This window comes from Chryseobacterium sp. ISL-6, assembly GCF_018613715.1.
Taxonomy (GTDB): Bacteria; Bacteroidota; Bacteroidia; order Flavobacteriales; family Weeksellaceae; genus Chryseobacterium; species Chryseobacterium paludis.
Map to the genome: position 1 here is coordinate 417392 of NZ_JAGGPT010000006.1, position 20238 is coordinate 437629.

General features: G+C 36.2%; 15 protein-coding genes. 5 read left to right on the forward strand and 10 right to left on the reverse strand.

Translation table 11 applies throughout. The features are described 5' to 3' along the window. Position 1: 1 nt before the first annotated feature. The 4 genes from J7E44_RS12805 to J7E44_RS12820 are packed head-to-tail and all read right to left on the reverse strand — an operon-like array spanning position 2 to position 6364. Positions 2–523 (reverse strand): DUF3341 domain-containing protein, encoded by a 522-nt coding sequence (locus J7E44_RS12805; protein ID WP_089028500.1) that lies wholly within the window; start codon positions 521–523, stop codon positions 2–4. After that, a complete protein-coding gene (gene nrfD, locus J7E44_RS12810) occupies positions 510–1907 on the reverse strand; it encodes an NrfD/PsrC family molybdoenzyme membrane anchor subunit (protein ID WP_214830329.1) in 1398 nt (465 codons plus the stop codon). The genes J7E44_RS12805 and nrfD overlap by 14 nt, the downstream gene beginning before the upstream one ends. A 25-nt stretch (positions 1908–1932) precedes the next feature. Further along, on the reverse strand, positions 1933–4980 hold the full coding sequence (locus J7E44_RS12815; protein ID WP_214830331.1) for a TAT-variant-translocated molybdopterin oxidoreductase: 3048 nt from the start codon (positions 4978–4980) through the stop codon (positions 1933–1935). A gap of 22 nt (positions 4981–5002) precedes the next feature. Next, positions 5003–6364 (reverse strand): c-type cytochrome, encoded by a 1362-nt coding sequence (locus J7E44_RS12820; RefSeq protein WP_214830333.1) that lies wholly within the window; start codon positions 6362–6364, stop codon positions 5003–5005. 185 nt (positions 6365–6549) lie between these two features. On the opposite strand from J7E44_RS12820, the gene J7E44_RS12825 reads away from it, so the two are divergent. Next, the gene (locus J7E44_RS12825; RefSeq protein WP_214830335.1) at positions 6550–7086 is read left to right on the forward strand and encodes an SPOR domain-containing protein; all 537 of its coding nucleotides are present in this window, start codon (positions 6550–6552) and stop codon (positions 7084–7086) included. A gap of 54 nt (positions 7087–7140) precedes the next feature. Here the strand turns inward: J7E44_RS12825 and J7E44_RS12830 are convergent, their stop codons facing one another. The 6 genes from J7E44_RS12830 to J7E44_RS12855 form a co-directional block, all read right to left on the reverse strand. Then, on the reverse strand, positions 7141–8415 hold the full coding sequence (locus J7E44_RS12830) for a DUF6080 domain-containing protein (protein ID WP_214830337.1): 1275 nt from the start codon (positions 8413–8415) through the stop codon (positions 7141–7143). 76 nt (positions 8416–8491) lie between these two features. After that, positions 8492–9445: a T9SS-dependent choice-of-anchor J family protein gene (locus J7E44_RS12835; RefSeq protein WP_214830339.1), complete on the reverse strand. Its 954-nt coding sequence runs from the start codon at positions 9443–9445 to the stop codon at positions 8492–8494. Between the two features lie 80 nt (positions 9446–9525). Next, entirely contained in the window at positions 9526–11067 is a 1542-nt protein-coding gene (locus J7E44_RS12840) for a protein adenylyltransferase SelO (RefSeq protein WP_214830342.1), read from the reverse strand. Positions 11068–11141: 74 nt separating this feature from the next. Next, positions 11142–13514 (reverse strand): penicillin-binding protein 1A, encoded by a 2373-nt coding sequence (locus J7E44_RS12845; protein ID WP_214830344.1) that lies wholly within the window; start codon positions 13512–13514, stop codon positions 11142–11144. A gap of 6 nt (positions 13515–13520) precedes the next feature. Further along, positions 13521–13982 (reverse strand): gliding motility lipoprotein GldH, encoded by a 462-nt coding sequence (locus tag J7E44_RS12850; protein WP_214830346.1) that lies wholly within the window; start codon positions 13980–13982, stop codon positions 13521–13523. Continuing rightward, positions 13975–15339 carry a PSP1 domain-containing protein gene (locus J7E44_RS12855; protein ID WP_214830348.1) on the reverse strand — a complete coding sequence of 455 codons (1365 nt, stop codon included), beginning with the start codon at positions 15337–15339 and terminating at the stop codon, positions 13975–13977. Before J7E44_RS12855 ends, J7E44_RS12850 begins: the two co-directional genes overlap by 8 nt. 276 nt (positions 15340–15615) lie before the next feature. On the opposite strand from J7E44_RS12855, the gene J7E44_RS12860 reads away from it, so the two are divergent. The 4 genes from J7E44_RS12860 (at position 15616) to J7E44_RS12875 (ending at position 20144) form a co-directional block, all read left to right on the forward strand. After that, on the forward strand, positions 15616–16854 hold the full coding sequence (locus J7E44_RS12860; protein WP_214830355.1) for an OmpP1/FadL family transporter: 1239 nt from the start codon (positions 15616–15618) through the stop codon (positions 16852–16854). Positions 16855–16864: 10 nt separating this feature from the next. Further along, on the forward strand, positions 16865–18415 hold the full coding sequence (locus tag J7E44_RS12865) for an SGNH/GDSL hydrolase family protein (RefSeq protein ID WP_214830357.1): 1551 nt from the start codon (positions 16865–16867) through the stop codon (positions 18413–18415). Positions 18416–18499: 84 nt separating this feature from the next. After that, positions 18500–19438 (forward strand): ribose-phosphate pyrophosphokinase, encoded by a 939-nt coding sequence (locus J7E44_RS12870; protein WP_214830359.1) that lies wholly within the window; start codon positions 18500–18502, stop codon positions 19436–19438. Between the two features lie 55 nt (positions 19439–19493). Beyond that, on the forward strand, positions 19494–20144 hold the full coding sequence (locus tag J7E44_RS12875) for a 50S ribosomal protein L25/general stress protein Ctc (protein ID WP_214830361.1): 651 nt from the start codon (positions 19494–19496) through the stop codon (positions 20142–20144). Positions 20145–20238 lie beyond the last annotated feature (94 nt).

A 20238-nucleotide genomic window follows, 5' to 3' on the forward strand; every position in this document is an offset into this window, starting at 1 on the left:
TTTAAGCGTCTTTAACAGTTATTTCTTCAACTCCAGTTTCAATAAGTAGCTGTTTTACAGATTCTACATCTTCAGTTACAAACTCCATCATGAATTTGTCATCTGTAGTTCTTGGATCTGGATTTTGAGCTGGAGCTCCCGGATACATCTTATTTCTAACTAAGAAAGTAAGAGACATCATGTGAGCTGCACAAAATACCATTAATTCAAACATTGGAACTACGAATGCCGGCATATTGTGTCCCCAGTCAAAAGCAGGTTTACCACCAATGTTTTGAGGCCAGTCATGATTCATCACATACCAAGTTACAGTTGCACCAATGGTAACACCATAAAGAGCATAGAAAAACGCAGCATCAGAAATTCTAGTTTTCTTTAAACCTAAAGCTTTATCTAGTCCGTGAACTGGAAATGGCGTATAAACTTCGTTTATCGTTATTCCTTTATCGTTGAATGCTTTAACGCCGTTCATTAAATCGTCGTCATCAGCATAAAGTCCGTATACAATTTTAGTGGTGCTCATCTCCTTCTTTTGCTTTATAAGTTTCACCTGAGATTTTCAAAATCGATTTTAATTCAGCCTGTGCAATTACAGGGAATGTTCTTGCATATAATAAGAATAATACAGAGAAGAATCCGATTGTTCCTAAATATACACCCACGTCAATAATCGTTGGTTTAAACATCGTCCATGAACCTGGCAAGTAATCTCTTGAAAGGTTAATAACGATGATATCAAAACGCTCAAACCACATACCGATGTTGATAATTAATGCAACGATGAAAGTCCAGATAATATTTGTTCTAGCTTTTTTGAACCAGAAAGAAGCCGGAACAATCAAGTTACAAGTAATCAAAGCCCAGAAAGCCCACCAGTAAGGTCCTGTTGCAGCACCTGGAGAAAGATATGTAAAGTCTTCAAATCTTGATCCGGAATACCATCCGATAAAATATTCAGTTGCATAAGCTACAGTTACCATACCACCTGTTACAACGATTACGATGTTCATAATCTCGATGTGATACATAGTGATATAATCTTCGAGGTGACAAACTTTTCTGGCAATTAACAATAGTGTTTGTACCATTGCAAATCCTGAGAAAATCGCACCAGCAACGAAATATGGAGGATAGATCGTAGAGTGCCATCCTTTAATAACTGAAGTTGCGAAGTCAAAAGATACGGTAGTGTGTACTGAGAATACAAGTGGAGTTGCTAAACCTGCTAATACCAAAGATAATTCTTCGAATCTCTGCCAGTGTTTTGCTTTACCACCCCAACCGAATGCTAGGAATGTATAAATTTTTCTTGTCCAAGGCGTTTTAGCTCTATCTCTGATCATTGCAAAGTCAGGGATTAATCCCATGAACCAGAATACTGTAGATACTGAGAAATACGTAGAGATTGCAAATACGTCCCAAAGTAGAGGAGAGTTGAAGTTCCCCCAAAGAGAACCAAACTGGTTAGGAAGAGGGAATACCCAATATCCTACCCAAACTCTACCCATGTGGATTACAGGGAAGATTGCCGCCTGTACAACTGCGAAGATAGTCATCGCTTCAGCTGAACGGTTTACAGACATTCTCCAACGCTGTCTAAATAATAATAATACCGCTGAGATTAGGGTTCCGGCGTGACCAATACCTACCCACCATACGAAGTTGGTAATATCCCAACCCCAGTTAATAGTTCTGTTAAGCCCCCATGCTCCAATACCTGTCCCGATAGTATAAGCGATACAGCCGAATCCGTAGATGAATAGAGCTAAAGCTGCATATAGTGATACCCACCATAATTTACCTGCTCTTTCTTCGATAGGTCGTGCAATATCTTCTGTGATATCGTGATAAGTTTTGTGACCAATAATTAGAGGTTCCCTTATCGGAGCTTCGTAATGTCCTGACATTTTTTACCTATTTATTATTTAAACTTTATTTTTCTACTCTGTTTCTTACTTTAGTGTGATAGAACACATTTGGCTTTGTTCCGATCTCTTCTAGTAAATAATATCTTCTGTTGCTAGAATATAATTCTCTCACTTCAGATTCTTTATCATTCATGTCTCCAAACGTCATTGCTCCGGTAGAACAAGCAGCAGCACATGCACAAGAATTTTTGAATTCGTTGTCAGTTACTTTTCTGTTTTCTCTCTTAGCAGATAAGATTGTAGCCTGAGTTTCTTGGATACACATTGAACACTTCTCCATAACCCCTCTTGTTCTTACAACAACATCCGGGTTTAGTACCATTCTTCCAAGATCGTTATTCATGTTGAAATCAAAACGATCGTTTAAGTTATATGTGAACCAGTTGAAACGTCTTACTTTGTATGGACAGTTGTTTGCACAATATCTAGTACCAATACATCTGTTATAAGCCATGTGATTCTGACCTTGCTTACCATGAGAAGTAGCCGCTACCGGACATACTGTTTCACATGGAGCGTGGTTACAGTGCTGACACATTACCGGTTGGAAAATTACATCAGGACTTTCGTTTGGCTCAATTAAGATGTCGTATAGATTAGGAACATTTAATCCTCTTTCAATACCTTCTTTAGTTTCAATTTTTTCTTTAGCAGAGTAGTAACGGTCAATTCTTAACCAGTACATATCTCTTGACATTCTGATCTCTTCTTTACCTACAACAGGAACGTTGTTTTCTGCCTGACAAGCAATGATACATGCTCCACAACCAGTACAAGAGTTTAAGTCGATTGATAAGTTGAAGTGAGGGCCATCTGTGTCGTCAAAAGCATCCCAAAGATCTATTTTTCTTGCTGGAAGAGCTCCACTGATCGTGTGATACTCCAAAGGCTTGTTCCATCCTTTATGCTCGTCATCAAATGCTACATTTAAATACTCAGTAAGAGGAACTTCTTTAGCAATTTCATAACGACCCATTAGGGTGTTTTGAAGCTGGATACCTGCGAATTCGTGATCTTCTCCTGTTTTCTCTATTTTAGCATTTGATACCGCTAAATTAGAGCCATCAAATAAAGGATAAGCGTTTACTCCAGTATCAGCAGTTGCTCCAGAATCTTTTTTACCATATCCAAGTGCAAGACCTACTGATCCGTCTGCCTGACCTGGTTGAATAAATACAGGAACATCTTTTATTGTTACTCCATTCACCGTAAGATTTACAATAGAACCGTCTAACTGCATTCTAGCGTTAAGGTCGTTTTCTATTCCTAGTCTTTCTGCATCTTTAGGAGAAATTGTCAAGTAGTTATCCCAAGACATTCTTGTCAATGGATCTGGTAATTCTTGTAACCAAGGGTTGTTGGCCTGAGTACCATCTCCGATAGAAGTCTTAGTATATAATACCAATTCTAAATCAGAAGCTTTAAAGTTTCCTAGTTCAGCAAGAGCCTGAGCAGCATTTCCTCCTGTATAAGCCAACGTTGTTGCGTTGTTTGAAGGAACGATACCATTATATAAAGCTTTGTTGAAAGAGGTAGCTCCTAATATAGAAGCTGCACTATTTTTTAAATAGTCATAGTAGTTATTAGCAGCATTGTTTTTACCATTTTTCCAAACCAATAAAGATTCTTCAATCTGTCTTGATTTGTAGATTTTTTGGATCGTAGGCTGCATTAATGTATAAACTCCAGTCTGAGGTTCCATGTCACCCCAAGATTCCAGCCAGTTAGCTACAGGAATTACAGCTTTCGCTGCCTTATACATTTCATTTTTCTTATCTGCAACAGCAATTACATAAGGAACTTTTGTTAAAGATTTTTTGAAATCTTCTCCTTTTGGATGAGAGTAGATAGGGTCTACATTGTTTGTAATTAATACACCAACCTGACCTGCATTTACCCATCCCAGAAATTCCTGATATCTTGCTTTATCAAATTCTTTTAAGAAATTAGCTTTACCAGTGAAAGCTACTGAACCCAGTTTTTGGTTAATTAAGTGTGCCAGAACCTGAGCTCCTTTAGAACCATCAGCTAATACAACTGCTTTGTTGCCTTTTGCCTGTAGTTCTTTTACGATTTCAGCAGCAATCTTGTCAGAAGCAGCACCTCCACCTACGATTGCATTATAAACCTCAACTAACGTTTTATTTACTGCACTTGGTTTTAATCTGTATCTTGAGTCAGCATTTGCACCAGTTAAAGACATGTTAGATTCCACTTGAACGTGTCTCAACATGTTTGCTCCCGGTTTTCTAGCTTCAGCATAAGACGTTTCTAAACTCGATGCATTGTAATCTCCTAAGAAATCTGCCTGGAAAGAAACTACTAACTCAGACCCTTTAAGGTCATAAACAGGTAATGCTCTTTGTCCGAATACTTCCTGAGCAGCATCTAATGCGGCAGAGTAAGGGAAAGCATCATAAGTTACAAGTTCAGCTGTAGGATACTTAGCTTTAAATTCAGCGAACAACTTTTTGAAAGTTGGTGAAGCGAATGACTGAGATAAAAGAACAATCTTCTTACCTGCTGCCTGAGCTTCTGCCAAACCTTTAAGAACGAAATCATCTACTTTATCGAAAGTTTCGTCTTTACCGTCCAGCTTAGGTTGTTTTACTTTATCATTATCATAAAGAGAAAGTACACTTGCCTGAGCTCTGGCGTTAGTTTTACCTAAATCACCTGCAGCTGGGTTTGGATCAATCTTGATAGGTCTTCCTTCACGGGTTTTTACTAAAACACTAGCAAAGTCGAAACCATCAAAATATGTTGAAGCGTAGTAATTTGGAACCCCAGGAATAATATCATGAGGTTTTACCACGTAAGGAATCGTTTTAATTACCGGAGCTTCACAGGCAGCAAGCGTTACCGCTGCCGTAGAAAATCCTAATAACTTTAAGAAATCTCTTCTTGAAGTACTTGATCCGTTTTGTTCAGCATCTCCAAGGAAATCTTCTACCGGAATTTCTTCCTGAAACTCTTTCTGAGCCAGCCTATTATTTAAAGCTGGGTCTTTAAGTTCATGAATACTTCTAAATTGTATTTTGTTTGAAGCCATTTATACTTCTAATTTTTAGTTATTAATAATGACATTTACCACACTCAAGACCTCCAATCGCATCTACAGTAATCTTACCACCATCTTTAGGGTATTGTTTTTTCAACTTGTCATGTAGATTTTTGAAGTATTCTTTATTATAACCGTTGTTCATATCAACTTCTGTAGTTCTGTGACACTCAATACACCATCCCATCGTAAAGTCATTAGCCATCTGAACAACATTCATTGTATCAATTTTTCCGTGACAAGCTTTACAAACAACATCAATTTTGTTCGTTGGATTTTTCTTGTTGAAAGAATTGATGATCGCCTGCTCACCAGCTACAACGTGCTGAGAGTGGTTAAAGTATACGAAATCCGGCATGTTGTGGATTCTTGTCCATTCTACAGGCTGAGTTTTCCCAGTGTATACTTGTTTTGCAGGATCCCAACCAGTTGCGGCATAGATCTTCTGGATCTCACCATCATAGAATGCCTTGTCTTTTCCAGGCTCCATGTAGTGGTCTGCATTGTATTCAGAAATTGTTCTGTGACAGTTCATACAAACGTTCATAGAAGGGATTTCAGAAACCTTACCGTATTTAGCGCTTGAGTGACATAATTGACAGTCAATTTTCTGTTCTCCAGCGTGGATTTTGTGTGAGAAGAAGATAGGCTGCTCTGGCTTATATCCTTTGTAAACACCGATCCACATGATCCAGTTCCAAATTCCATAAGTAGCAAGGATCGCTAAAATTGCCAGTAATCCTTTACCTATATAATGGTATTTTTCATAGACTTCACTGAAAGAACGAACCCTTGTTTCGTTTAATCCTGCTAAATCTTCAGATTGACCCAGTTTAACTAATTGTCTTAGTTTAAGTAAGATCCAAACCAATAAACCTGCAATCGCTAAAAGTGAAATGATTACAACGTTTGTTGTTGTTTTGTCCGCTGGTGCAGCTGCCGTAGCATCTGTTGCAGTAGCTCCCGCTTCCGGTTTTTTCTCTTCCGGAGCTGGAGGATTAGTTGTAAAAGCTAAGATGTCATCAATATCCTTATCTGTAAGATTAGGAAACTGTAACATTTCAGTTTTATTAAATTTTTCAAAAATCTCATTAGCGTATTTATCCCCAGAAGCTCTTAGAGCTTTGTTGTCTTTGATCCACTTATGAAGCCAATCTTTGTCTACACCACCTTCTGTCTTTACACGTTCTACAACTCCCTTCAAAGGAGGTCCTATAACTTGTTTATCCAGCGCGTGACATGCAGTACAATTCGCTTTGAAAAGTTTCTCGCCGTTTTTAGGATCGCCGTCTTGCCCGTAAAATGAAGCACTGGTTGATAGCAATAAGCCTATTGCGATCAACGTTTGTTTATAATGCTTTCTCCAACTAATCATTTAAATTATCTTATGTTAGTAAAATATTGAACATTCAATCAATCCCGCAAAAATAATATTTTTAACAGGAATTTAACGGCATATAGAAAGGGGAAAATATCATTTACGTTTAATTTGTATTGATTCTAAATAACTCTGTTTGGTATAATTTTTTAATTTGTATAAATTTGCGCAAACAAGTTTAAATGAAAAATTTAATCAAAATATTGACAATACTATCCTTATTCGGATTTTATACTATTGAAGCCCAGCAGGTTGTAAAGAAGGATACATTGTCCGGAACAGAGCTGATTATGTCTATGGATCCTAAGGTAAAAGATGCTTTAGAAGGTCTGGAAGATAAATGTTCCAGAGTTTCTACTTCTACAACTCCTAGAGAAAATAATGAAGAGACCTATACAAAACCGACAAAAATATATGTTCCAAGTCGAGAATTGACAAATGCAGAGATCTGTAGAAAGAATCCAAGAATTTTGGGATATAAAATACAGATCACGACAGTAAAAAGTAATGATGAAGCCAATGAGATCAAGTCTTATTTTAGAAAAAGATTTCCAAATCTGAAGGTTGAAACTGATGCTTCTTTAAGACCTAATTACAAGATCTTAGTAGGAAGTTATTTCACGAAACAAAGTGCATCTTCGGACTTGTCTAAAATTAGAGAATATTTTAAATCTGCGGTGGCAATACAATACAGAATATTCTGTGCTGAAGCAAAATAGAGCTTTTATTCTATATAAAAAGTTAAGCTGAGAAGAATTTTCTTCTCAGCTTTTTTATGGGTAATAGGTGTTTAAAAACCAGAAAAATTCTGTCATTCTAATGTAGTTGTTAACTACTAAATAGATGAACAATATTCCTATTGTGACTGCTAAGATCGATAATACTTTTGGTGATGCTTTATAAGCATAAAAAAGCCATCCTAAAAGTAATGGAAAAACGAAAACAAAATGTCCACCATAGATATATGAAGTGTGTAATCCAAATTTCATTATGCAATGGATAACGATATCTAGCAGAAATGAAATCATGATTATTTGCACAAATTTGCTTTTAAAGTTTCTAAAATAACTCCACAATATTAATCCTAATAGAATTGCAATAAATAAATAAGGAATCCAGGAAGAATAAACATCCATGATTAACGCTTTAAAATTAAAGCCTTTCATATTATTTTTGTCCCGGATAATGAAGCTTGAGAATAGGATGTTGCCACCGAAAAAATAAGAAGCTATCATATCCCAGGTAGGAGTAGATTTTACATTGGAGAATTTTTCATACTGTTCGCTGGTCTTGTTAAATATGTTTTTATATTTAAAATCAATTCGGTTCAAATAGAGTAGGACAAAGCAAATGCAGGTTATGGCAACGCGCAGAGCTGCATTTCCGAATTTTCTCCAATTTCTGAAAATATTTTTTTCAAATAATACGGGAACAAATGCTTTAGCAATATTTGTAATTGTAAGACCTCCTACTGAAATGGCAGCAAAAGCAAGAGCTAATGCCGGTATTTTTTCATCCTTTTTAAGCTTAATTGCGGCATAATGATTATACAAACAGAGAAGAAAAAGGGTATAGGTGAAGTTTTCAGGAGTAAAGGAAAGTAAAATGTTTGTTGAAAAAAATCCAAAAAATAATACCAGTAAAAGATTGATCATCAAAGGTAGATGAATGATATTTTTAAGATATTTAAAAATCTGTAGTACACTTAGGCTTATCGTGATTGTACTGAACCATGCTAAGGTCAATCGGAACGTAGAATCTGTTTTACCATTTGAAATAAAAAAAGCAATTTCCCTTATCCAGTTGAAGAAATAATAAGAGAGGGGATGTCTTTCAAAACTTCCGCCACTCATTACAATAGAGCGGTTGTCAAAGCTGAAATAGGCATCCCAGGGAATCCTGTTGTCAAAAATTATTCGGTAATTAAGGGCGATATATGATCCTAAAATCCCATAAAAAGATATAAAAAATAGAAATACCCATAGCTCAGTTAATGAAGAAGGGAATACGAGCTTGAAGAAATTAACGAATTTTGATTTGAAATTCACCTGTTTAAAGTTTTTGCAAAAGTAAAATAAAAAACTCACCAATTTTGGTGAGTTTTAACAGATATATAAAAAATTGTTATTCTTTAATTACTTTTTCAGTAGTTGAAGTTCCATCGGCAAACTCAACCTTAATCAGGTAAATTCCTTTTGGGAGAGAAGAGATATTTAATTTCTCAGAATTTGTATTCATTACTGATTTGCCAGACATATCTAGTATTGTGGAAGATTTTATCTTTTTATCAGTTTTGATATTCACTTCTCCTTTTGTAGGATTAGGGGAGATACTTGTTTTGGTCTTTGAAGAAACTTCGTTAGTAGAAAGAGTTCCCGTCGTAATCTTAACGTCATCTACGAGTAGCATATATTTATCAGCAGACATATATTGGATACCTATTCTAACAGTTTGACCGGCATAAGTATCTAGACTCTGTGTAACTTGTTGCCATGCTGCGTAAGGAGCAACTAAAGGACTAGCCCCTGAAATAATTGTAAAATTAGCTGCTGTAGTTGGTGTACCACTACCGATATATACTCCAATTTTATAATTTTCAATGAAAGCTGGAGAAAGTGCCTTTACCCAAAGACTTAATTGATTGCCTCCTGCGCCTAGTGTTACTGCTGGGGAAATAAGCCAATCATTATTTGCTGTAGCACCAGCTGCAGGAACGCCGGCCCAGGATACTGCAGTTTTTTGTCCCGCATGAGGAGTGAAATTTCTTATTTCTTCATCTACTCCAGTTACCGAAGTAAGGTTGTTTGTGGCATTGCTTGCAGAAAGGTTGAATATTTGAAATGCCATTGGAGCTCCTGCATTGGTCCAATTGGCTGTCCATCCAGGAATAGTGGTGCCTCCAACAACAGGACCTCCTCCAGTGTAAGTATTTAATCCATCTAAATCTAATGTTTGCCAGGTACCTAAGCCTGTAATTGCAAAGTTTGTATAAGATTCGAAACCTTCATCTAATAAAACGGTTTGAGCATTGCCCATAATGCCCGTTAATAATACTAAAGAGAGTAAAGTCTTTTTCATAATAAAGCTATTTTGTAATTGTTACTCAAAAGTAAGCATTTTTTTTAATAGACAATTGTATCTTACTTTATATTATGAACTTAAGAACTGCATGACAGGGTAGAGCATCCTGATATATCATCATAGCTTGAAGGTCTCTTCTCAGAAAATTCAGGATAAATTTCCTGATATGGATTCTCTAATGCTTGGGTTAGTTTATCTAATAATTCTGTTTTACCATCATTAATTTCTTCAATACATTGATATAAAAGATAATTTCTTAGGATAAACTTAGGATTTGTTTTTTGCATCAAATTCAAGGACTCTTTTTTTGTTATGTTATTTTTGGAGAGCCTTTCATTGTATTTCTGTATGAAATCTTCAAGTTTTCTCAACTTGTCATCAGTCAGATTTGTATAAGAAACATTCGCAAATAAATCTTTTACATCGTTTTCTTGATCTACTTTTTCTAATTGATTGAAAAATAGGGTATGATCAAACTGCAGTTCCTGCATCAATCCTTGCCAGTTGCTGAAAAAATCTTCATCCCCATTTATTAACTGATCAAAGCCAAACTTTCTACACAGCATTTTATCATGGGTTTCCCAAAAATAATTACCATAAGAATTCAAGGTATCTTCCAGAAATTTTTCATCTTTTATTAATGGATGAAGAGCATTGGCCAGCTGCCAGAGATTCCATTGTGAGATCTGTCCCTGTTTTCCAAATGCATACCTTCTTCCGGGTAGATCAGTGGTATTGGGTGTGAAATTTAAATCATACTCGTCTATCATTGAGTAGGGACCATAATCGATGGTTAATCCGAGAATTGACATATTATCGGTATTCATTACTCCATGAACGAATCCCACTCTGAACCATTCTGTAGTCATATCCGCCGTTCTTGTACAGACATTTTTAAAAAAATCCTTGTATTTCTGTGTATCTGATGATGTGATCTCCGGGTAGTAATTTTGAATGGTGAAGTCAACAAGATCCTGTAGTGTTTTATATTCCCTTTGGGCTGAAGTTAGTTCAAAATGTCCAAAACGGAGGAAGCTTTCGGCAGTTCTGATGATCACCGCTCCTTTTTCATTCTGAGGATTTCCATTGTACATCATATCTCTTACAACATCTTCTCCTGTAAAACATAGGCTTAAAGCCCTTGTTGTAGGGACTCCCAGATGATGCATTGCTTCGCTCATAAGATATTCCCGGACGGAAGATCTCAATACTGCACGTCCATCTGCATGTCTTGAATAAGGAGTTGCTCCAGAGCCTTTCCATTGAATTTCGGTTTTTTGACCGGAATTATTTGTTATTTCACCCGCTAATATAGCTCTTCCATCTCCCAATTGACCTGCCCAATTTCCAAATTGATGTCCAGCATAAGCAGTAGCATACGATTGAATATTTGCAGGAAGATCATTTCCAACAAGAAAATTTATATCAGAACTTTCGAATTTGCCTAATCCAATTTCCTCTGAAAGTTTTTCATTAAAAGCAATTACTTTTGGATTTTCAAAACCCGCAGGATTGATGGTTGAAAATAACACTTTTGGAGTAACTCTTTGCATAGGGTTTCCCGAAAAATCTCCTGGAAAGTTTTTTAGAAAGGGCTGTCTGATCTTTTCAATATTCATAGATACAAAGATACGACAATAAAAAAAGACCTTTCAAATTGCTTGAAAGGTCTCATGTATTTATAAAAGAGAAATTATTTATTAAAATCAATCTCTTCACCTGTATTCAGGTTTTCATTGACGTTCTCTTCTTTCTTACCAGAATTCGTTTTTGGAGTCTGATCTACTGGTTTGGGATTTTTAATTTCATCAATGGTCTGAAGGCCTCCATCATCTCCATAGCCACCACTCAAACCTTTTAGGTCAGAACATCCGTCTTTCCAGTCTGATGGTTTTACAAATTTATCATCAGGAGTGATTCCTAAGCTTTTATCAGCCCAGACTTTTTTCATAAAGATAGCCCAGATTGGTAATGCCATTCTCGCTCCTTGTCCTTCACCAGTCCCAAAGAAGTGGGTTGCTCTGTCTTCCCATCCAACCCAGGCACCTGTAGCTAGTTTTGGAGTGATTCCCATAAACCAACCGTCAGAGTTATTCTGTGTAGTACCTGTTTTAGCAGCAATTTCTACTGCTTTTGAAATCCCTCTTCTTGAAAGTTCTCCAGAGGCGGTCCCAAATTGTGCTACCCCTTTCATTAATTCAATCATGGTGTATGCATAACGAGGATTCATTACTTCCTTCGGATCTACATTTACTTCTTTAATAACCCTACCATTAGCATCTTCAATCCTCCAGATCATTTCCGGTTTGTTGTGATTTCCATAATTGGCAAAAGTACTGTAAGCTCCTAGCATTTCATAAATCGTAATATCGGATGAACCTAAAGCAATGGTGTTGTTTCTTGGTATTTCTTCCGTAACTCCCAGATCTCTGGCTGTTTGTATTACTGCATCTACCCCAGTCATCTCGATAAGACGTGCTGCAACCGGGTTTTGGGAATGAGCTAAAGCATCTTTCAGAGTTAGCATTCCTCCTCTACCAGGGACGTGCCATCCGTTGTGGTCATAGGTTCCATTTGAAACTGCTGAACAAGGAGTCATTCCTAATTTCATAATAGCAGTTGCATATACGAAAGGCTTAAATGTGGAACCAACCTGTCTCTTACCTTGTTTAATGTGATCATATTGGAAATGCTGCCAGTCAATTCCTCCTACCCAGGCTTTAATCTCCCCGGTTCCTGGAACCATAGACATTAGTCCTGCCTGAGCAATTTGCTTGTGATATCTGATAGAATCCCAAGGTGACATTTCAACTTCTTCTTCTCCATTCCATGTAAAACGTGATGTTTTTATAGGTTTATGGAATTCCATTAGAATTGAGTCTTCAGATACTCCCGCAGCTTTTAGAAGTTTATAACGTCCGGTTCTTTTCATCGCCTGAGTCATAACACCATTAATCTGCTTATCTGTTAAATAGTAGAATGGTCTGTTTTTTCTGCCTCTTTGCTCCGCGTCAAATCTTTTCTGTAGATCAGTTAAGTGTTCCTTGATCGCCTCTTCCGCATATTTTTGCATTTTAGAGTCAAGGGTCACATATATTTTCAGCCCGTCTTTATAAAGGTTTAATTTCTTACCGGTTTCTTTCTCGTGATCTTTAAGATAGTTGTCAATCTCTTTTTTCAGATAAAACTTATAGTAGGCAGAATAGTCATCATTGATGTTTTTGATTGGATGGTAATCCAAGGTAATAGGAGTTGCTACAGCTTTACTATAGGTATCTTCATCAATATAACCTGTTTTTTGCATTTGCTCCAAAACAACATCCCTTCTCGCTTTTGCTCTTGTTTCATTACGCATTGGGTTGTTTTTTACCGGATTTTCCAACATGGCAACAAACATAGCAGCCTCAGGTAATGTAAGCTGACTTGTCGTTTTATTAAAATAAATTTTTGAAGCCATTTCAATTCCGTTTGCATTGTATAAAAAGTCAAACTTGTTGAAATATAATGTTACAATTTCTTCTTTTGTATATCTTCTTTCAAGACTTACTGCAACGACCCATTCTTTTAGTTTTTGAAATGCTCTATTAATTTTATTTTGTGAAGCACCTCCTGTAAAAAGTAATTTTGCAAGCTGCTGAGTGATCGTAGATCCACCACCTCTTTTACCTCCATAAGCCACAGCTCTTGCAATAGATTGGACATCAATTCCTGAGTGCTCCTTAAAACGCTCATCTTCTTTAGCCTGTAAAGCATAAACAAGAAAAGGAGGAAGGTCCTTGTATGTAATAGGTTGAGTTTTTTCTTTTTCAAACTTACCCAATAGAACACCATCCGAAGAATAAATTTGAGAGGCTACATAAATATCAGGATTTTCAAGCTCTTCTACATCAGGCATTTCACCAAGAAAGCCTTGAGAAACGGCAAAGAAAAGCCCTGAAATACCTAAGACAACAACAATAAGTCCAAGCCAAATAAATTTAGCCCATTTTTTCCAAGAAGTATTTTTTTTGGGTGGAAGTGGAAAGGTTTTTCCTTTGCTTCCTGTGTTTTTTTTGTTTTCTTCCATTTATGGTTACGGTTTAGCCGTTTCTATTTTTACTCCAATATCTTCAATCCCAGGAAGGAAGTCATTTCTCATTGCTTGTATTAATCCAATTTCATACTTCCCTTTTTCTGGAAATTTATAGTTCAATTTATACTGAAAAAGAGTTTCCTTCGTGTCTCCAAAACCTGTACCAAGCCATTCTCCATTTGGTTTTGTAAGGACATAGTTTAAGGTATCTGTCTCTTTTTTCTTGTTCTGAAGATTAGTGAAATTAACAATAAACCTTATATTGCTGTAAGGGTAATTGTTATTATTTCTTACAACAAATATAATATTTTTAGGATTCTGTGGATCCGAAATTTCAAGATTAAATTTTTGCTCACTTTTCTTATTCCATTTGTTATCAACAGAATTCATTGTAACGTTTTCTCCTGAAGAATTGCAACTCAAGAAAAGAATAAGGGATAGTAATCCTAAAATTTTATGCATTGTTATCTTTTTTTGGAGGAAATTTCTTTTTAAATTTTTTCTTGTTCGGATTTTGTTGCGGTTTTTTGTCAGGATCAGATACAGCTTCTGCTTTTTCTAATTGAACTTTTGGCTGTTGAGGCCTTGGTTGTTTTGGATTGTGATTAGAATTTGCATTTTCTGATCTCTCAGGTCTTTCAGGTCTGTTTTTTCTAGGTCCCTGATTATTGTTTGGCCTGTTTTGATTGTTATTCTGATTCTGATTTCTGTTTTTATTGAAAGCTTTATTCTTTTTCTCAAACCTGTCAACGCTGTTTTCCTGAATCAAATCAATACTTTGTAATGGGATGTCAGGCTGTTTAAGATCTTCAAGTGGCAGAATCTTTTCACCGCGTTTATTTTTAGAAATAAACTGTTTTACAAGATCAATATCGAAATCATACCAAGCTACTGAACTGTCAACATAAGCGAACCACATTTTCTTTTTGAAAACATCAATTTTGATACAGAAAGCTCTTCCTTTTTCTGTATCTAATGTTGTTGATGAAGAAGGGAAATTGCTTAATGCATCAAGATAACTGTCCAATTCATAATTAAGACAGCATTTTAGCTTGCCACATTGTCCAGCCAGTTTTTGAGGATTAATACTAAGCTGCTGATATCTTGCAACATTCGTATTTACCGATCTGAAATCCGTTAGCCAGGTTGAGCAGCAAAGCTCTCTACCGCATGAACCGATACCCCCAATTTTTGCAGCTTCCTGTCTAAAACCGATTTGTTTCATATCGATCTTAGTTCTGAACGTTGAAGCATATTCTTTTATCAACTGCCTGAAATCTATTCGGTTATCTGCAGTATAATAAAATGTTACTTTCGAAGCGTCACCCTGATATTCAACATCAGTAACTTTCATTTCAAGCCCAAGACCGTGAGCAATTTTTCTTGCCTGAATCTTTACGCTATCTTCTTTTTTTCTTGCTTCCTGCCAAACTTCAATATCTTTCTGATTGGCCAATCTGTATATTTTTAGTGAGGTTTCTTCAGAAGATTTTTTCTTTTTCATCTGAATTTTCACTAATTCGCCGGTGAGACTTACCACACCAACATCATGTCCGGGACTCGATTCTACGGTGACTACACTACCTATATGTAAAGGAACATTATTTACATTTTTATAAAACGCTTTTCTGTCATTTTTAAATCTAACTTCTACAAAATCACACCTGTTAGAAGGAGGATTGTTGATGTTAGACAGCCAGTCGAAAACACTTAATTTATAACTATTACCACAGGTATTTACACTTTCACAACCATTCGCGGATTTCTTGGGTCCGCAAGAATGCGCAGAATCGCCGGATGTTTTACATCCACAACTCATATAACTAATATTTAATCTTGCAAATTTATATATTTTTATCTTTATGTAATTCTAAAAAATTCAAATATTCCATAACATCATTGTTTAATCTTAAACAAATATTACAATTGTTCAATAAAATATTATCAATGTGCTAGTATATATGCTTTTAGACTGATGTTTTCCCAAAGTGTTATTTTAAACATAATTTTCTTTTCCTGTAATGTTTAAAATATTAAGAAATATTAACAGACCTATTCAAAATAATTTTATATTTGGGTTATATAATAATAGTCTATGAAAAAAATATTAGTATCAACTGCTTTATTGGCAGGTGTTTTATCTTACGCCGGAGGCTTCAGAGTTTCCTTGCAAGGGGTAAAACAATTGGCAATGGCACATACTAGTGCTCATGCTGAAGATGCAAGTGTGGCGTTTTTTAACCCTGCAGGTATGTCATTCATTCCTTCTAAACTGAGTATAGTTGCCGGAGGATTTGGAGCAAGTAACAAAGTTACTTTTCAGAATTTGAATACTTTACAGAGTACAGAAACTGATAATCCTATTGGGACACCGATATATGCGGCTATTGCTTATAAACCGCTAGAAAATCTATCAGTAGGTTTTAGTTTTTCAACGCCTTTTGGTAGTACTATTGAGTGGCCAAATAATTGGGAAGGAAGAGAAATGGTTCAGAAACTAGAACTAAAAAGCTTTTATTTCCAGCCAATGGTTTCTGTAAAATTGGCACCATGGTTAGCTTTTGGGGCAAGTTATATTTATGCAAGAGGAAAGGTGGATTGGGATAAAGCTGTTACCCAGTTTGGAGGAGAGGTTAATATTAATGACGAAAAAGCAAGTGGACATGGATACGGCTTCGGTTTCTATTTCAGACCGGAAGAAAAACTTGATATAAGTATTGCCTACCGTTCACCTGTTGATATGAAAGCTAAAAACGGAACAGCAACATTTAAATTCCCATCACAATCTATCTATTCATTATTAGGTCTGGGTGCTAACGGGCAGGATAGCTTTACGGCGACTTTACCTTTAGTAGAAGAATATACGGTTGGTTTAACATATAAAATTACTCCAAAATGGTTGGTTTCTGCCGACTTTAACTATCATGGATGGGAAAGATACAGCAAACTAACATTAGATTTTGCAAATGCTCCTATTGGAAATCAGCCAGGAGACCCAACAATTCTTGTTGCTCCTAAAAACTTTAGAAATTCAAAAACATTCAGATTGGGAACACAGTATGCATTCAGTGATATGATCTTTGGTCGTCTTGGTGCTTATTATGATGAATCTCCTTATTCTGATAATAACTTTATTGCTGAAACACCTTCGTTTAATACCTATGTAGTAACAGGAGGGGTAGGGTTTAAACTAAAGCAATTTGGAGTTGATATTGCCGGAGGGTATGCAATGCCTCAAGCCAGAGACGTAAATAATACCAATCTTGGTTTCGTTGGACAGGCTAAAGCTACCGCGTTCTATTTTGGTCTAGGCTTATCTTATAACCCATTTTAATTGAAAGACTATGAAAAAAATTATAATTTCTACAATCGCTGTCTCTGCTCTTTTATTTATGACAAGCTGCGAAAATGATTTTGATACGGATGTAAAAGATATCCAAGTGGATAAAGGTGAAGCAAACTTTTCTAAGTATGTTGCATTAGGTAATTCATTAACTTCAGGGTATAGAGATGGTGCTCTTTATTTAGATGGACAAAATGAATCCTATCCATCAATGATTGCTCAACAAATGAAACTTGTTGGAGGTGGTGAGTTTAAGCAGCCATTAATGCCAGATAATAACGGTGGGTTGATCTTAAATAGTCTTATAGGTCCAGTTCAGATTGCTAATACAAAATTATTTATTAATGCTTTTGTAAATGGATCCCCGGATATTAAAAATGCAAATAATAATACTGCAACCGCAGTTGTTAATACAATTCTAACAGGTCCTTTTAATAATATGGGAGTACCGGGAGCAAAAGTAGCTCATTTACTGGCTCCGGGATATGGAAATATCCAAGGGATTCCGGCAAAAACAGCTAATCCTTATTTTGTGAGATTTGCTTCAAGTCCTACAACATCTGTAATAGCTGATTTTAAAGCACAAAATCCTACATTCTTTTCATTATGGATAGGAAATAACGATGCATTACTATATGCTCTTGCAGGGGGAGATGCTACAGTTGAAACACTTACACCGCCAGCACAGTTTACACAGTATTACAATGCATTAATTAATGAAATAGCATCAACAAATGCTAAAGGGGTAATAGCAAATATTCCAAGTGTTACTTCTATTCCTTCTCTAACGACAGTGCCATACAATCCTTTAACAGCAGCTGTTCTGGGAGGTGGTAATGTAACTGTTGGAAATGCAACTATAGATAACTTAAATACTAATTTATACGGTCCATTAAGTCAGATATTAACGGCTATTGGTGCTGGAGACAGAATAAAGCTACTTTCTAAAACGGATTCAAACCCTTTGCTTATTGTCGATGAAAGTCTGGCTCCTTTAAATAATCAGATTACCGGTGCAGCATTGGCTTCGGGCAACCCAACCCTAGTGGCTTTAGCGCCATATTTAGGGGCAACTTATGGCCAGGCTAGACAGGCTAAAGCTGGAGATTTGGTTCCTTTAACTTCAAAAGCTGAAATAGGAACACTTCAAACATTGCCTCCGGGAGTTCCTGCAGCACTTGGAGCAAAGGGAATTGCTTACCCATTTGCAGATAAATATGTGCTGACATTAACAGAAGTTACAGATGTAAATACGGCTATTGATGCTTACAATGTTACCATTAAGGCAGCAGCAGATTCTAAAGGATATGCATTTGTTGATGCGAATAAAAAAATGGTTGAGCTTAATAATCAATCTGGGATTTCATTTGATGGAGTAAAGTATACGGCTAAATTTGTAACAGGCGGTGCTTTCTCTCTTGATGGAGTTCACTTGACTGGTAGAGGGTATGCTATTGTTGCTAATGAATTTATTAAATCTATTAACGCAAGGTATAAATCTACATTACCACAGATAAACGCGAACAATTATTCGGGAATAAAATTCCCTTAAAATATCAAAGAAATAAAAACTTAGAAACCACAAGAGTAATTCTTGTGGTTTTTTTTTAAATTTGCAAAATCTTAAAAAGTAAAAATGGCCGATCAGTTAAGTTATCTATTTAGTACAAGGACGAGTAAGGACTTGGCAGAGAAAATTGCTCAGTATTATGGGCAGGAACTAGGAAAAATAAACTTCCAGGAGTTTAGTGACGGGGAATTTGAACCTGTTTTAGACGAATCTGTAAGAGGAGGAAGAGTTTTTCTAATAGGATCTACATTCCCGCCAGCAGACAATCTTTTAGAACTTCTTCTAATGATTGATGCTGCAAAAAGAGCTTCTGCAAAAAGTATTACTGTTGTACTTCCATATTTTGGACTTGCAAGACAGGACAGAAAAGATAAACCAAGAGCTCCGATAGGTGCAAAGCTTGTTGCGAATCTTCTAACAGCAGCGGGTGCGACACGAATCATGACAATGGATCTGCATGCAGACCAAATTCAAGGGTTCTTTGAAATTCCGGTAGACCACCTTTATGCTTCCACTATTTTCGTAGATTATATAAGAGCATTGAACCTAGATAACCTTACGATTGCTTCACCGGATATGGGAGGAGCAAAGAGAGCTAAAAACTATGCCGGACATTTAGGTGCTGAAGTAGTAATTGCTTACAAAGAAAGAAAGAAAGCGAATGTAATAGAGGAGATGTTCCTTATCGGAGATGTAGATGGTAAAAACGTTATTCTTATCGATGACATGATCGATACTGCTGGGACACTTTGTAAGGCTGCAGATATTTTAATGGAAAAAGGGGCGAAAACTGTTAGAGCGATGGCTACTCATGGTGTGCTTTCAGGAAAAGCTTACGAAAATATTGAGAAGTCCCAATTGCTGGAAGTTATTGTAACTGACTCAATTCCTGTTAAAAATAATTTGTCATCTAAAATAAAAGTGCTATCTTGCGCCCCATTATTTGCAGACGTTATGAAGATGGTTCATGAGCATCAATCAATCAGTAGTAAATTTGTTATCTAATTGATTATTTGCTGTTTGCGAGTTATATTTTAAACAAAATTTTAAATTTTTATAAATGAAATCTATTACAATTCAAGGTACAAAAAGAGAAAACGTGGGCAAAAAGTCTACAAAAGCTTTACGTGATGCTGAATTAGTTCCTTGTGTTGTTTATGGAGGTACAACAGGACCATTAAACTTCTCTGCTGAAGAGAAAGCTTTTAAAGGTTTGGTATATACTCCTGAAGCACACACGGTATCTATTGAGGTTGATGGACAAACAATTCCAGCAGTTCTTCAAGATATTCAGTTCCACCCGATTACGGACAAGATTCTTCACGCTGACTTCTATCAGTTATCTGATGATAAGCCAGTAGTTATGGAAGTTCCTGTAAGAATTACGGGTCGTTCTAAAGGTGTTGTAGCTGGTGGTGTTTTACGTCAGTCTTTCAGAAAGCTGAAAGTAAAAGCGATCCCTGCAAACTTGCCGGATGAGATCGTTATTGATATTACTTCACTTAAAATCGGTAACAAATTATATGTTGGAGGTATCAAAACTGAAGGTTATTCTTTCATGCACCCAGACAATGCAGTTGTTGTAGCTGTTAAGATGTCTAGAAATGCAATGAAAGGTGGTGCAGCAGCAGGTGATGATGAAGATGATGAAGAAGTTGTAGCTGAAGTTGAGGGAGGTGCTCCAGCAGCTGAAGAAACTGCAGCAGAATAAGAATTGCTTTAAACAATTATATAGAACCTGTCAATTTTTTTGACAGGTTTTTTATTTTAGATTACATCTATATTGGTATTCATTCTTTAGTCTT

Coding starts and splice junctions, on each gene's coding strand:
- J7E44_RS12855 (WP_214830348.1), bottom strand. CDS start 15,339: ATGAGTTGTGGATGTAAAACATCCGGCGATTCTGCGCATTCTTGCGGA.
- J7E44_RS12815 (WP_214830331.1), bottom strand. CDS start 4,980: ATGGCTTCAAACAAAATACAATTTAGAAGTATTCATGAACTTAAAGAC.
- J7E44_RS12870 (WP_214830359.1), top strand. CDS start 18,500: ATGGCCGATCAGTTAAGTTATCTATTTAGTACAAGGACGAGTAAGGAC.
- J7E44_RS12835 (WP_214830339.1), bottom strand. CDS start 9,445: ATGAAAAAGACTTTACTCTCTTTAGTATTATTAACGGGCATTATGGGC.
- J7E44_RS12820 (WP_214830333.1), bottom strand. CDS start 6,364: ATGATTAGTTGGAGAAAGCATTATAAACAAACGTTGATCGCAATAGGC.
- J7E44_RS12850 (WP_214830346.1), bottom strand. CDS start 13,982: ATGCATAAAATTTTAGGATTACTATCCCTTATTCTTTTCTTGAGTTGC.
- J7E44_RS12845 (WP_214830344.1), bottom strand. CDS start 13,514: ATGGAAGAAAACAAAAAAAACACAGGAAGCAAAGGAAAAACCTTTCCA.
- J7E44_RS12840 (WP_214830342.1), bottom strand. CDS start 11,067: ATGAATATTGAAAAGATCAGACAGCCCTTTCTAAAAAACTTTCCAGGA.
- J7E44_RS12865 (WP_214830357.1), top strand. CDS start 16,865: ATGAAAAAAATTATAATTTCTACAATCGCTGTCTCTGCTCTTTTATTT.
- J7E44_RS12805 (WP_089028500.1), bottom strand. CDS start 523: ATGAGCACCACTAAAATTGTATACGGACTTTATGCTGATGACGACGAT.
- J7E44_RS12875 (WP_214830361.1), top strand. CDS start 19,494: ATGAAATCTATTACAATTCAAGGTACAAAAAGAGAAAACGTGGGCAAA.
- J7E44_RS12825 (WP_214830335.1), top strand. CDS start 6,550: ATGAAAAATTTAATCAAAATATTGACAATACTATCCTTATTCGGATTT.
- J7E44_RS12860 (WP_214830355.1), top strand. CDS start 15,616: ATGAAAAAAATATTAGTATCAACTGCTTTATTGGCAGGTGTTTTATCT.
- nrfD (WP_214830329.1), bottom strand. CDS start 1,907: ATGTCAGGACATTACGAAGCTCCGATAAGGGAACCTCTAATTATTGGT.